Origin of the sequence: Paraburkholderia dilworthii (assembly GCF_000472525.1) — a bacterium.
In the GTDB taxonomy this organism is placed as follows: Bacteria; Pseudomonadota; Gammaproteobacteria; order Burkholderiales; family Burkholderiaceae; genus Paraburkholderia; species Paraburkholderia dilworthii.
Genome location: NZ_AWZT01000002.1, coordinates 55768 through 68864, shown reverse-complemented (window position 1 = coordinate 68864; position 13097 = coordinate 55768). Strand labels below are relative to the sequence as shown.

At 64.0% G+C, this 13097-nt stretch carries 10 protein-coding genes; 9 read left to right on the top strand and 1 reads right to left on the bottom strand.

What is annotated here, in order from left to right; genetic code table 11:
* Positions 1-13: 13 nt before the first annotated feature.
* From F759_RS0104005 to F759_RS0103960, 9 genes are all read left to right on the top strand, one after another.
* On the top strand, positions 14-1474 hold the full coding sequence (locus tag F759_RS0104005) for a UDP-glucose dehydrogenase family protein (protein ID WP_027798717.1): 1461 nt from the start codon (positions 14-16) through the stop codon (positions 1472-1474).
* A gap of 54 nt (positions 1475-1528) precedes the next feature.
* Positions 1529-1984: an arsenate reductase/protein-tyrosine-phosphatase family protein gene (locus F759_RS0104000; RefSeq protein WP_027798716.1), complete on the top strand. Its 456-nt coding sequence runs from the start codon at positions 1529-1531 to the stop codon at positions 1982-1984.
* Positions 1978-3219, top strand: coding sequence for a polysaccharide biosynthesis/export family protein (locus F759_RS0103995; protein ID WP_027798715.1), 1242 nt, complete (start codon positions 1978-1980; stop codon positions 3217-3219). Before F759_RS0104000 ends, F759_RS0103995 begins: the two co-directional genes overlap by 7 nt.
* Positions 3220-3411: 192 nt before the next feature.
* Positions 3412-5610 (top strand): polysaccharide biosynthesis tyrosine autokinase, encoded by a 2199-nt coding sequence (locus tag F759_RS0103985; protein WP_027798714.1) that lies wholly within the window; start codon positions 3412-3414, stop codon positions 5608-5610.
* 116 nt (positions 5611-5726) lie between these two features.
* Positions 5727-6659: a glycosyltransferase family 2 protein gene (locus F759_RS0103980; protein WP_027798713.1), complete on the top strand. Its 933-nt coding sequence runs from the start codon at positions 5727-5729 to the stop codon at positions 6657-6659.
* A gap of 75 nt (positions 6660-6734) precedes the next feature.
* Positions 6735-7916 carry a glycosyltransferase gene (locus F759_RS0103975; RefSeq protein ID WP_027798712.1) on the top strand — a complete coding sequence of 394 codons (1182 nt, stop codon included), beginning with the start codon at positions 6735-6737 and terminating at the stop codon, positions 7914-7916.
* Between the two features lie 45 nt (positions 7917-7961).
* Positions 7962-9440: a glucose-6-phosphate isomerase gene (locus F759_RS0103970; RefSeq protein ID WP_407668515.1), complete on the top strand. Its 1479-nt coding sequence runs from the start codon at positions 7962-7964 to the stop codon at positions 9438-9440.
* The gene (locus tag F759_RS0103965; protein WP_027798710.1) at positions 9437-10666 is read left to right on the top strand and encodes a glycosyltransferase family 4 protein; all 1230 of its coding nucleotides are present in this window, start codon (positions 9437-9439) and stop codon (positions 10664-10666) included. Before F759_RS0103970 ends, F759_RS0103965 begins: the two co-directional genes overlap by 4 nt.
* 52 nt (positions 10667-10718) lie before the next feature.
* Positions 10719-11885 (top strand): glycosyltransferase family 4 protein, encoded by a 1167-nt coding sequence (locus F759_RS0103960; protein ID WP_027798709.1) that lies wholly within the window; start codon positions 10719-10721, stop codon positions 11883-11885.
* A gap of 133 nt (positions 11886-12018) precedes the next feature.
* Here F759_RS0103960 and gmd read toward each other — a convergent pair whose 3' ends face one another.
* Positions 12019-13062, bottom strand: a complete 1044-nt coding sequence (gmd, locus tag F759_RS0103955; protein ID WP_027798708.1) for a GDP-mannose 4,6-dehydratase — start codon at positions 13060-13062, stop codon at positions 12019-12021.
* Between the last annotated feature and the right edge of the window lie 35 nt (positions 13063-13097).

Below are 13097 nucleotides of genomic sequence, written 5' to 3'. Positions count from 1 at the left end.
TGCGAGGTAACACATGAACCTGACGATCATCGGTAGCGGCTACGTAGGCCTCGTGACGGGCGCATGTCTGGCCGACATCGGCCACGACGTGTTCTGTCTCGACGTCGATCAGCGCAAGATCGACGTGCTCAACAACGGCGGTGTGCCGATCCATGAACCGGGTCTGCAGGAGATCATCGCGCGCAATCGCAAGGCCGGACGCCTGACGTTTTCGACCGATGTCGAAGCTGCGGTCGCGCACGGCGACATCCAGTTCATCGCGGTGGGTACGCCGTCGGACGAAGACGGCTCCGCCGACCTGCAATACGTGCTCGCCGCTGCGCGCAACATCGGCCGCCATATGACGGGCTTCAAGGTGATCGTCGACAAGTCGACGGTGCCCGTCGGCACCGCCTCGCGCGTGCGTGAAGCGATCGCGCAAGAGCTCGAGATGCGCAATCTCGATCACATGTTCTCGGTCGTGTCGAACCCCGAATTCCTGAAGGAAGGCGCGGCGGTGGAAGACTTCACGCGGCCCGATCGCATCGTGCTCGGTTGCGATGAGGACGTGCCCGGCGAAAAAGCGCGCGAGTTGATGAAGCGCCTCTACGCACCGTTCAATCGCAATCGCGAACGCACGCTCTATATGGACGTGCGCTCGGCGGAGTTCACCAAGTACGCGGCCAACGCGATGCTCGCCACGCGCATTTCGTACATGAACGAGCTCGCTAATCTGGCCGATCGGGTGGGCGCCGATATCGAGGCCGTGCGTCGCGGCATCGGTAGCGATCCGCGCATCGGCTATGACTTCCTGTATGCCGGTTGCGGCTACGGCGGTTCGTGCTTCCCGAAAGACGTGCAGGCGCTGATCCGCACGGCCGCCGATCACGACGCGAACCTGCGCATTCTCGAAGCGGTGGAAGCGGTCAACGACACGCAGAAGAAGGTGCTCGCGCAGAAGATCGTCGCGCGCCTCGGCGAAGACCTGTCGGACCGCACGTTCGCCGTGTGGGGCCTCGCGTTCAAGCCCAATACCGACGACATGCGCGAAGCGCCGAGCCGTCCGCTGATTGCCGAGCTGCTGCGTCGCGGCGCACGCGTGAAGGCGTACGACCCGGTCGCAATCGACGAATCGAAGCGCGTGTTCGCGCTCGATCTGAAGGAGGTACCGCAGCAGCACGCGCGCCTTGAGTTCACGAACGAAGAGATGGAAGCCGCCGATGGTGCCGATGCGCTCGTGATCCTCACCGAATGGAAGGTCTTCAAGAGTCCGGACTTCGATGCGCTCAAAACGATTCTGAAGACGCCGCTCATTTTCGACGGTCGCAATCTGTACGAGCCGGACGCGCTGCTCGAACTCGGCATCGAATATCACGCAATCGGCCGTCAGCATGCGCTGCGCAATGCGCCCGCCAGGGTCGGCGCGAACGGTCTGCCGCTCATGCAAACCGATGCGCAAACCGATGCACTCGCCGCGGCGGAGGCCGGCCAGTAAGCCGGCTTGCAGTTCGCTCTTACGTATTAGCCGCGCCTCATCACGGAGCCTGCCATGTTCGCCAATGTTCTGATCGTCTGCCACGCCAACGTGTGCCGTTCGCCTGCCGCTGAAATGCTGTTCAAGGCGCGCCAGGCTGCGCGCTCGCACGCGTCGGCGGCGTCCATTGCGTTTCATTCGGCGGGCATCCGCGCGATGAACGGTCACGGCATGGACCCGGTGATGCGGCGCCTGCTCGCGGAGCGCGGCGTCGCGTCCAGCACGCATCACTCGCGGCGGCTGGACCGGCAACTCGTGCGTTCCGCCGATCTGGTGCTCGTGAGCGAGCGCGCGCAGGTGAGCGAAGTCGAAGCGCTCGACCCGGCTTCACGCGGCAAGGTCTTCCCGCTCGGCAAATGGGAAGACGTCTCCGACGTCGCCGATCCGCACGGCGGCGAGGAATCCGCTTACACGGAGAGTCTCGTGCTCATCGAACATCTGGTCATGGGATGGCTGAAAAAAATATGCTGATGAAAACACCCGCTACACACGCATTCACGAACCTGAAAACGAACTTGGGAGCGAACCTCCGCGCGAAGTTCGCCGCCACGCTTTTGCTGACGTCCTTTCTGTCGGCCTGCGCCACCGCACCGGGCAACTATCTCGACACGTCGCGTCTGAAAGACGACGGCCAGCACCAGGGCCAGCCCGCCGAAACCTATCCGGTCCATGTGATCGACGCGAGCGTCGTCGCGGCGCAAGCCCAGGCCGAAGCGAGCGCGCCGCCGCGAGCGCTGCCCACATCGACCTTCAGCGATCCGTCGCAATACGTCTACCGGCTTTCGCCGCAGGACATTCTCGGCATCACCGTGTGGGATCACCCCGAATTGACCACGCCGCAGGGCAGCACGCTGTCGGCGGGCGGCACCAGCACCCAGACCATTGCCGGCGCATTGCAGCAGCCGTACACGGCCGCGTTGCCCGGCCAGGCCGATCCGTACGGGCAGACCATCGCCGCCGACGGCACCATCTTTTTCCCGTTCGTCGGCCGCATCAGGGCCGCGGGCAAAACCGTCGGCGAGTTGCGCGATCAGCTCGCGAGCGGCCTTGTGCGCTATATCCGCAATCCACAGGTCGACGTGCGCGTACTGTCGTATCGCGGCCAGAAAGTACAGGTCACGGGCGAAGTGAAGACACCGGGTCCGCTCGCGGTGAGCGACGTGCCGCTCACGCTCGTCGACGCGCTCACGCGCTCGGGTGGCGCGACCGCCGACGCCGACATCCAGCGCGTGCGCCTCACGCGCAACAACAAGCTGTACGTGCTCGACGCGAACCGCATGCTGGATGCCGGCGACACCACGCAGAACGTGATGCTGCAAAACGGCGACGTGATCAATGTGCCGGATCGCAGCAACAGCCGCATCTTCGTGATGGGTGAGGTGAAGACGCCGATCCAGGTGCCGATGCTCAAGGGGCGTCTGACGATTGCCGACGCGCTCACGCAAGCGGGCGGCATTCTCGATACCGACGCCAATCCGCGCCAGATCTTCGTGATGCGCGGCATGCGCGAGCATCCGACGACACCGGACGTCTACCGCCTCGACATGACGCAGCCCGACGCGATCATGCTGTCCGCGCAGTTCCAGTTGCAGCCGATGGATGTCGTGTATGTGGGCACTGCCGCGTCGACCACGTTCAACCGCGTGTTGCAGCAAGTGTTGCCGAGCGTGCAGACACTGTTCTACCTGAAGCAGCTCACGCGTTAAGCGCCTGAGCCGTGTCGAGGCCCGCGCCGCGCCATCGCCGATGGCCGCGGCGCGGGACCGAGGCGAACGCACCTGGCGAACACATAAGCAAACGCAAAAGCCGCACAAGCAAACGCCGAAGCAGATGCATACAAACAACCGCACAAGCAACCGATACGGGATCGAATCGTGAGCAATCAAATCTCTCCACACATGGCCGGTCCGCTCAGGACCGAAGAAGAGGACGTGGTCCTCGGGCAACTGGTGCAGGTGATCCTCGACGACATCTGGTGGCTGATCGCGATCGCCGCGGCGGTCGTTGCGATTGCCGGCGCGTACTGTGTGCTCGCCAAGCCGATCTATTCGGCCGATGCGCACGTGCGCGTCGAGCAGGCCGACAACACCTCGCAGGCGCTTACGCAGACGCAGACCGGCGCAGCGATCACCAGCGGCTCGACCTCGCTGCCGACCGACGCCGAAATCGAGATCATCAAGAGCCGCGGCGTGGTCGGTCCCGTCGTCGAGCAGATGAAGCTGAACTTTAGCGTCACGCCGAAAACGCTGCCGCTCCTCGGCAGCATCGCCGCACGCATGGCCACGCCCGGCGAGCCGGCGCGGCCGTGGCTCGGGCTGTCGTCGTATGCATGGGGCGGCGAGGTCGCCGACATCGATTCAATCGACGTGCTGCCCGCGCTTGAAGGTCAGAAGCTGACCATGAAAGCGCTCGACGGCGGCCGCTACGAACTGCATGCCGAAAACGGCGCACTGCTGTTGCGCGGCCAGGTCGGGCAACAGGCACAAGGGGGCGGCGTGACGATGCTGGTCAACAAGCTCGTCGCGCGTCCAGGGGAGGAATTCACGGTGGTCCGCGCGAATGATCTCGACGCGATCAGCGCGTTCCAGTCGGCAATCAGCGTGCAGGAACAGGGCAAGCAGACCGGCGTGATCCAGATCTCGCTCGAGGACAAGAACCCCGAGCATGCCGCGCTCGTCGCCAATGCGCTCGCGCAGTCGTATGTGCGCCAGCACATTTCGAACAAGCAGGCCGACGCGAGCAAGATGCTCGACTTCCTGAAGAGCGAGGAGCCGCGCCTGAAGTCGGACCTCGAACGCGCCGAGGCCGCGCTGACCGCTTATCAGCGCCAGTCCGGCTCGATCAACGCGAGCGACGAGGCCAAGGTGTATCTCGAAGGCAGCGTGCAATACGAGCAGCAGATCGCCGGCTTGCGCCTGCAAATGGCGCAGCTCACCGAGCGTTACGGCGACGACCATCCGATGCTCAAGGCCGCGCGCGAACAGATGGCCGAGTTGCAGGCACAGCGCACCAAATACGCGGACCGCTTCCGCGATCTGCCGGCCACCGAAGTGAAGGCCGTGCAGTTGCAGCGCGACGCGAAAGTGGCGGAGGACATCTACGTGCTGCTGCTCAACCGCGTGCAGGAGTTGTCGGTGCAGAAGGCCGGCACCGGCGGCAACGTGCATATCGTAGACGCCGCGCTGCGCCCCGGCGCGCCGGTCAAGCCGAAGAAGGCGCTGATCCTGTCGGCGGCAACCATCCTCGGGCTGATCGCGGGCACCGGCTTCGTGTTCCTGCGCCGCAATATGTTCAAGGGCATCGACGACCCGGAGCATATCGAGCGAGCGTTCCATCTGCCGGTGTTCGGGCTCGTGCCGATGAGCGCGGAACAGACGCTGCTCGAAAACGGCTTTCAGCGCGGCGGCGAACGCCTGCGTTCGGTGCTCGCAAACGCGCGGCCGAAGGACGTCACGGTCGAGAGCCTGCGCAGCCTGCGCACGTCGATGCAGTTCACGATGATGGACGCGAAAAACCGCATCGTCATGCTGACGGGCCCGATGGCCGGCGTCGGCAAGAGCTTCCTCACGGTCAACCTCGCGGTGCTGCTCGCGCATTCGGGCAAGCGTGTGCTGATGATCGACGGCGATATGCGTCGCGGCGTGCTCGAACGCTATCTGGGCGGCACGCAGGAGAACGGCCTTTCGGAACTTCTGAGCGGCCAGATCTCGCTGGAGGAGGCGATCCGCGCGTCGGAAATCGAGAACCTGAGTTTCATTTCGTGCGGGCGCCGGCCGCCGAATCCGTCGGAACTACTGATGTCGCCGCGTCTGCCGCAATACCTCGACGGTCTCGCGAAACGCTACGACGTGATCCTGATCGACACGCCGCCGGTGCTCGCGGTGACCGATGCGTCGATCATCGGCGCGTATGCCGGCTCGACCTTCTTCGTGATGCGTTCGGGCATGCATAGCGAGGGCGAGATCATCGACGCGTTGAAGCGTCTGCGCGCAGCGGGCGTACACGTGCAGGGCGGCATTTTCAACGGCATGCCGGCGCGGGCGCGCGGCGGCTATGACCGCAGCTACGCCGCGGTTCAGGAATACCTGAGCACCTGAGCATGCGGTCGAGCGGATACATCATCGGGCAGCGAGCGCAACAGGCGCATGCAAGCCCGGCGCAATGACGATAACAAGCGACGTCGAAACGAGGACGTCGCGATGAGGACATCGCAATGAAAGTGACGGTACTGGTTCCGACTTACCGCCGCCCGGCCGATCTCGCGCGCTGCCTCGCGGCGCTGCACCGGCAGTCGCGCGCGCCCGATGAAGTCGTCGTGGTGGCGCGCGCCGACGACGAGGCGACCCATACGTGTCTGCGCGACCCGGCGGTGCCGGGCAAGCTGCCGCTATCCGTGGCGCTGGTTGAAGCGCCGGGCCAGGTCGCGGCGCTCAATCGCGGACTCGACGCCGCCAACGGCGACGTGATCGCCATCACCGACGACGACGCGGCGCCGCATCCCGACTGGGTGCAACGCATCGCAGCCGCATTCGAAAACGATGCGCGGCTCGGCGCGCTCGGCGGGCGCGACTGGGTCCACGAGAAAGGCCGCGTGCTCGACGGCGAGCGCCCGCTGGTGGGCAAGGTCACGGCGCACGGCAAGATCATCGGCAACCATCATCTGGGCGTGGGCGGCGCACGCCAAGTCGACATTCTGAAGGGCGCCAATATGAGCTACCGGCGCGACGCGGTGCGCAACATCCGTTTCGATGCACGGCTGCGCGGCGCGGGCGCCCAGGTTCACAACGACATGGCGTTCAGCCTCGCGGTGAAGAACGCCGGCTGGAAGCTGATGTACGACCCGCGCGTCGCCGTCGATCATTTTCCCGCCGAACGTTTCGACGACGACCGGCGCGACGCACAAACAATGGCTGCGTTGCGCAACGCCGCGTTCAACTTCCATCTGATCCTGCGCGACCAGTTGCCGCCTTTGCGTCGCGAAACCGCGTGGTGGTGGTGGACGCTCGTCGGCACGCGCGTCTATCCTGGCCTCACGCATGCGGCGCTCGCGCTCGTATCGAGAGAGGCGCGCCTGAAGCTGTCGCGCTGGCGCGCGGTGCGAACCGGCGCGCACGAAGCGCGGCGCGCGCTGTCGCGCACCGCCTGAGCGGCGGCCAATGCAACGGACGCAAACGGCGTGTAGCGTCTTACACGCTAGAGCATCGGCAAAGGGAGTGTCTGCATGAGTACGAAGGTTCACGTTCATCTGTTTTACGGCGCCGATCCGCGTTTCTATCGACCGGGCGACAACATCGGTTGCCTGTACGGCTATCACCACGCCGAATCGGATGCGTTCGCGCTCATCTATTCAAAGGACGCGCGCGAGAGCAAGCCGATGCGGCTCGTGCGCCGTGCGCTGAAGGCGGCGCTCGGCTTCGACTTCATCCATACGTGGCGCAATCGCACGGAAATGCTGGGCTCGGATGTGATCTGGACGCACACCGAACAGGAATGGCTCTCAGCCGCGTTGATGCTTTTGCTGAGCGGCCGCAAGGCCGGCGCTGACTCGTCGCCGCTTCTGCTCGCGCAGAGCGTGTGGCTGCTCGACAAGTGGCCTTCGTATGGGATCGTGCGCAAATGGCTGTATCGCAAGCTGATGACCCGCGCCGATCAGCTGACCACGCTCGCCAGCGAAAACGCCGCCTTGTGCAAGCGCTATTTCGATCGCGACGCGAGGCCGCTGCTTTATGGGTTGAACACACAGGACTTTCCGGTCAAGGTGCCGACCGAATGGAAACCGCATTCGCCGATCCGCATCGCCGCAATCGGCAACGACCGCGACCGCGACTGGGAAACGCTCATCAAGGCGTTCGGCAACGACGCACGCTACACGGTGAAGCTCGCGACGCGCCGCCAGATTCCTGCGTCGCTGCGCGCGCCGAACGTCGAAATCGCGCTGTTCTCCGGAATCAGGAAACAGCACGAACTGTATGACTGGGCCGATGTGATCGTCGTGCCGTTGCGGCCGAACACGCACGCGTCCGGCATTACGGTGATGCTGGAGGCGGCCGCGGTCGGCAAGCCGATGATCGTTACCGATGTCGGCGCATTGCAGGATTACTTTCCTGCGGGCGAAGCGTCCTATATTCCGCCGTTCAATGCGCCAGCGTTGCGCGATGCCGTCGACCGGCTCGCCGCCGCGCCGATGAATGCGCTGCGCCAGGCGCAGGCTGCGGCTGCCGGCTTGCTGTCGCGCGATCTGACCACCCAGCACTACGCGATGCAACACGTGCGGATCACGCAGGAGATGCTGCGCGCTCGCGCCGTCGCACGCGGCCGCGTGGCGCCTTGCGCCGACGCGGACAAGGCAGTGGGCGCCCAGGCTCAACACAGCGCCGCGCAAGAATCGCGCGGGGGCCTCTAAGCGATGTCGACGCTTCCGCGAGCCGACCTTCCGCCGACACCCGGCATGCCAGGTGGTCCTGGCGTGCCGGGCACAGGACGCGCGCTGCGTGCGGCCTCGCGCAAACGCCGCGAGTGGTTGCCCGCAGCCATGCTGTGGCTGGTCACGGCGATGTTGATCGTCGCGCATCAGGGCACGGTGCTCACGCTCGCGTTTCCGGTGCTCGCGATTCTTACGGGACTGTGGCTCTACTTCAAGAGCCCGGCGCGCTATATCGGCTTCATGTGGTGGCTGTGGTTTCTGAGCCCGGAAGTGCGGCGTCTTGCCGACTGGTCCAAAGGCTCGTTCACGCCGACGAGCCTGATCCAGGTCGCGCCGCTCGCCGTCACTATGATCAGCGCGTTCTCGCTCGTACGCTACTACAAGCTGCTCGGACAACGACGCGGTCTTCCTGTGTTGCTGATCCTGCTCGGGCTCGTCTATGCGTATCTCGTCGGCGTGATTTCGAGCGGTCCGCTCGCGGCTACCTACGACCTCGCGAACTGGCTGTATCCGATCCTGATCGGCTTTCACATCATGGCGAACACGCGCCAGTATCCGCAGTATCGCGACACCATCGTCAACACGTTCATCTGGGGCATGCTCGTGATGGGCGGCTATGGTCTGATCCAGTTTTTCATCATGCCGCAGTGGGACGCGCTATGGATGCTCGGCTCGCAGATGAACTCGCAAGGCGACCCGGTGCCGATGGGTGTGCGCGTATTCAGCACGATGAATTCCTCCGGGCCGTTCGCGTTCGCGATGATGGGCGCGATGGTGTACGTGATGGCCGCCACGCATCGCATGCGCTGGGTCGCGGCGGCGCTCGGCTTCTTTTCGTTTGCGTTGAGTCTCGTGCGCTCCACGTGGGGCGGCTGGGTTATCGCGTTGCTGATCCAGCTGATCAAGTCGAACAACAAGGTGCGCGTGCGCATCGTCGCAAGCGCGGTGTTGCTCGCGGGCCTGTGTGTGCCGCTCCTCGCCGTCGGTCCGGTCGCCGAGCGGATGCAGGCGCGACTGTCCACCATTGTCAACCTGAACGACGACCAGAGCTATGCGGCTCGTAACGAGTTCTATGCGACCTTCGCGAAAACAGCCTTCACCGATGTCTCCGGCGAAGGGATGGGCGCGACCGGCACCTCGACCAAACTCTCGAACGACGGCGGCCAGTTGGGCCAGTACGGCAACTTCGACAGCGGCGTGATGAACATCCCGTTCGTGCTCGGCTGGCCCGGCACGCTGCTTTACATGTCGGGCATCGTCTGGCTCCTGACGCGCGCCGTGCTCGCGTCGTTCAGACTGCGCAACGACAAGTACGTATCCGCTTGCCTGAGCCTGTGCCTCGCAACCTTCGCGATGCTGGTGTTCACCAATTCGCTGGTCGGCACGGGCGGGCTGCTGCTTTTCATGAGTGTTTTTTCGATTCTTTCCGCGGTGCATTACGAAAAAATCAACCGCGCGAGTATGCCATTGCGCACGCCAATTTTCCACGGAGGCACTGATTGAGAGTCGCCATTGTCACGCACGTTGTGCGCCATAACGACGGCCAGGGACGCGTCAATCACGAGATCGCGCGCGCGGCGCTCGACGAGAATATCGGCGTCACGCTGATCGCCTCGCACGTGGCGCCCGATCTGCTCGTTCATCCGAATGTCCGCTGGGTGCCGATGAAAATCGGCCGCTGGTGGCCCACCAATCTGCTGCGTCAGCAGGTGTTCGCGTTCAAGAGTGCAATGTGGCTGCGCGCGCATCGCCGTGAGTACGACGTGCTGCATGTGAACGGCTTCATCTCGTGGATGCCCGCCGACGTCAACACGTCGCACTTCGTGCATAGCGGGTGGCTCGGCAGCAAGTACTACCCGTTCGGTCTCACGAAGGGCGTATGGTCCGCGTATCAGTCGGTTTATACGCGCTGCAATGCGTTGCTGGAGCGCTGGGCTTACCGGCGCTCGAAAGTGATCACGGCAGTGTCGCAAAAGGTCGCCGATGAAATTCGCGCGATCGGCCTCACGCCGGATAACCGTGTCGATGTGATTTACAACGGCGTCGATACGCGCGGTTTCTCCGCGGCGAGCGGCGATCGCGCGAAGTTCGCGCTGCCTGACGATGCGTTTTTGCTGCTGTTCGTCGGCGATCTGCGCACGCCGCGTAAAAACCTCGGCACGGTGCTGGCCGCGCTCAAGCATCTGCCGGAACGCGTGCATATAGCGGTGGCGGGCTTCCTGCCAGGCAGTCCCTATCCGGACGAAGCGAAGGCGCTCGGCATCGCGCATCGCGTGCACTTTCTCGGGCTCGTCAAAGAGATGCCGGTGCTGATGCATTCGGTCGATGCGTTCGTGTTTCCGTCGCGTTACGAAGCGATGAGCCTGTCGCTGCTCGAAGCGATGGCGGCCGGGCTACCCGTCGTGACCGCGCGCACCGCGGGCGGCGCGGAGATCATCACGCCCGAATGCGGGATCGTGCTCGACGATCCGGACGATCCGAAGGCGCTCGCCGGCGCGGTCGCGCGCCTCGCCGCCGACGACGATGCGCGCCGCAAGATGGGCGTGGCCGCCAACGAACTCGCGACCGGTTTCGGCTGGGCGCGCATGGCCGCGCAATATATCGCGCTGTATCGACAGCTCGAAGGGCAGCACAAAAATCGTCGACGCAGCGAAGCAGAAGCAGCGGTGGTCGCAAAGACCGACGCGCTTACGCTCAATACGCTCGCCGGACACAAGCGCGTTGAATGACGCAACCGGCGCGCGACCATCACAATTCACCGCATACAAAGGGGCAATGACAATGACCACAAGCTCAATCAAATCGCTGCAGATCGGGATGCACTGGTTTCCCGAGCGCGCGGGCGGCCTCGACCGCATGTATTACTCGCTGGTCGGCGCGCTGCCGGGCGCGGGCGTCGCAGTGCGCGGCGTCGTGGCCGGCTCGCCGAAAGTCGCTGCCGATACCGGCGGCGCGATCAACGGCTTCGGTTCGGCCGGCCAATCGCTGCCGCTGCGTCTGATGGCCGCGCGCCGCGCGCTGCGCCAGGAAATCGACATATCGCGTCCAGACGTGATCTCGTCCCACTTCGCGCTCTATACGTTTCCGGGCCTCGACGTGACGCGCGGCATTCCGCAGGTCTCGCATTTTCAGGGACCGTGGGCCGACGAGAGCCACGTGGAAGGCGCCGATTCGCTCGGCCAGCGCGCGAAGCGTTATCTCGAACAATCGGTCTATGCGCGTTCGTCGCGTCTCATCGTGTTGTCGGAGGCGTTCGGCAAGATTCTCACTTCGCGCTATCGCATCTCGCCGGATCGTGTGCGCGTCGTGCCGGGTTGCGTCGACGTCGAACAATTCAATTTGCCGATTACGCCCGCCGAGGCCCGTCTCAAACTGCAACTGCCGCAGGACCGGCCCATCGTGCTGGCAGTGCGGCGTCTCGTGCGGCGCATGGGCCTCGAGGATCTGATCGACGCGGTCAAGCTGCTCAAGCCGAGCCATCCCGATGTGTTGTTGCTGATCGCGGGCAAGGGCCGCCTCGCGGACGAATTGCAGTCGCGCATCGACGAGGCCGGCTTGCAGGACAATGTGAAGCTCTTGGGCTTCGTGCCGGATCAGCATCTCGCAGCGCTGTATCGGGCGGCGAATATCAGCGTCGTGCCGACAGTGGCGCTGGAAGGCTTCGGCTTGATTACGGTCGAGTCGCTCGCGTCGGGCACGCCGGTGCTGGTGACGCCGGTTGGCGGCTTGCCCGAGGCGGTCGCGGGGCTATCGCCCGATCTGGTGCTGCCGGAGACCGGCGCGAAAGCAATTGCGGCGGGACTTGCCGGTGCGCTAAGCGGATCGCTAAAACTGCCTGATGCCGAAGCGTGCAGGCGCTACGCGCGTGAGAACTTCGATAACTCCGTGATCGCGAAACGTGTGGCGTCGGTGTATAGCGAGGCGATTGCGGCGGGCGGCGTGCATTGACTGAGCACTGAAATTTGCAGGGGAAATGACAAAGGCGCCGGCACCTGTAGAAGAGAGCCGGCGCCTTTGTCATACGCTAAATTTTGTGCCGCCGCCACTGCATCATCGCGATGCAGGCTTGAGCGGCAGACGATTAAAACGTCTCGTGATGCTGATTGCGCCCAATGTCCGCATGAACCATCATGTGGCACAGTTGTTCGAGATTGGTCTGCGCCTGCCAGCCCAGTTTCTCGCGCGCCTTGTCCGCGCAGCCGATCAGCAGATCCACTTCAGCCGGCCGGTAGAACTTCGGATTCACACGCACGAGCGTCTTGCCGGTCGCCACGTCGATACCCGTTTCGCGCTCTTCCTTGCCCGTCCACTCGATCTGATAACCCGCCGCGGCGAACGCCATGCGCACGAAGTCGCGGACGGTTTCCGTGCGGCCGGTCGCAAGCACGAAGGTATCCGGCTCGTCGGCTTGCAGCATGCGCCACATACCTTCGACGTATTCGAGCGCGAAGCCCCAGTCGCGTTTCGCGCCCAGATTGCCGAGTTCCAGCACGTCGTGCTTGCCGAGCTTGATCTTTGCGACCGTGTCGGTGATCTTGCGCGTCACGAATTCGCGGCCACGTAGCGGCGATTCGTGATTGAACAGAATGCCGCTGCTCGCAAAGAGATCATACGACTCGCGATAGTTGATCGTCGACCAATGCGCGAACAGCTTCGCGACGCCATACGGGCTACGCGGATAGAAGGGCGTGTCTTCGCGCTGCGGCACGGCTTGCACGAGTCCGAACATTTCCGACGTCGACGCCTGGTAGTAGCGCATCTTCGGATTGAGAATACGGATGCCTTCGAGCAGATTCAGCGCGCCGATGCCGGTCACCTCGGCGGTCGTCACCGGCTGGTCGAACGACACGCCCACGAAACTTTGCGCGGCGAGGTTATACAGTTCGTCGGCCTGAGCGCCTTCGAGCAAACGCAGCGTCGAGCCGAGGTCCGTCAGGTCGTGTTCGACGAGACGCAGGTTCGGATGATCGACCACGCCGAGCTCGCGCATGCGCCAGAAGTTCACGGAACTCGTGCGCCGATAGGTGCCTGTTACCTGATAGCCCTTGTCGAGCAGCAGCTTGGTCAGGTAGGCGCCGTCCTGTCCGGACACACCGGTGATGATCGCTTTGCGTGGTTGGCTCATAGCTTGCCTTCAATATGGGTAAAAGAAAAAGAGCA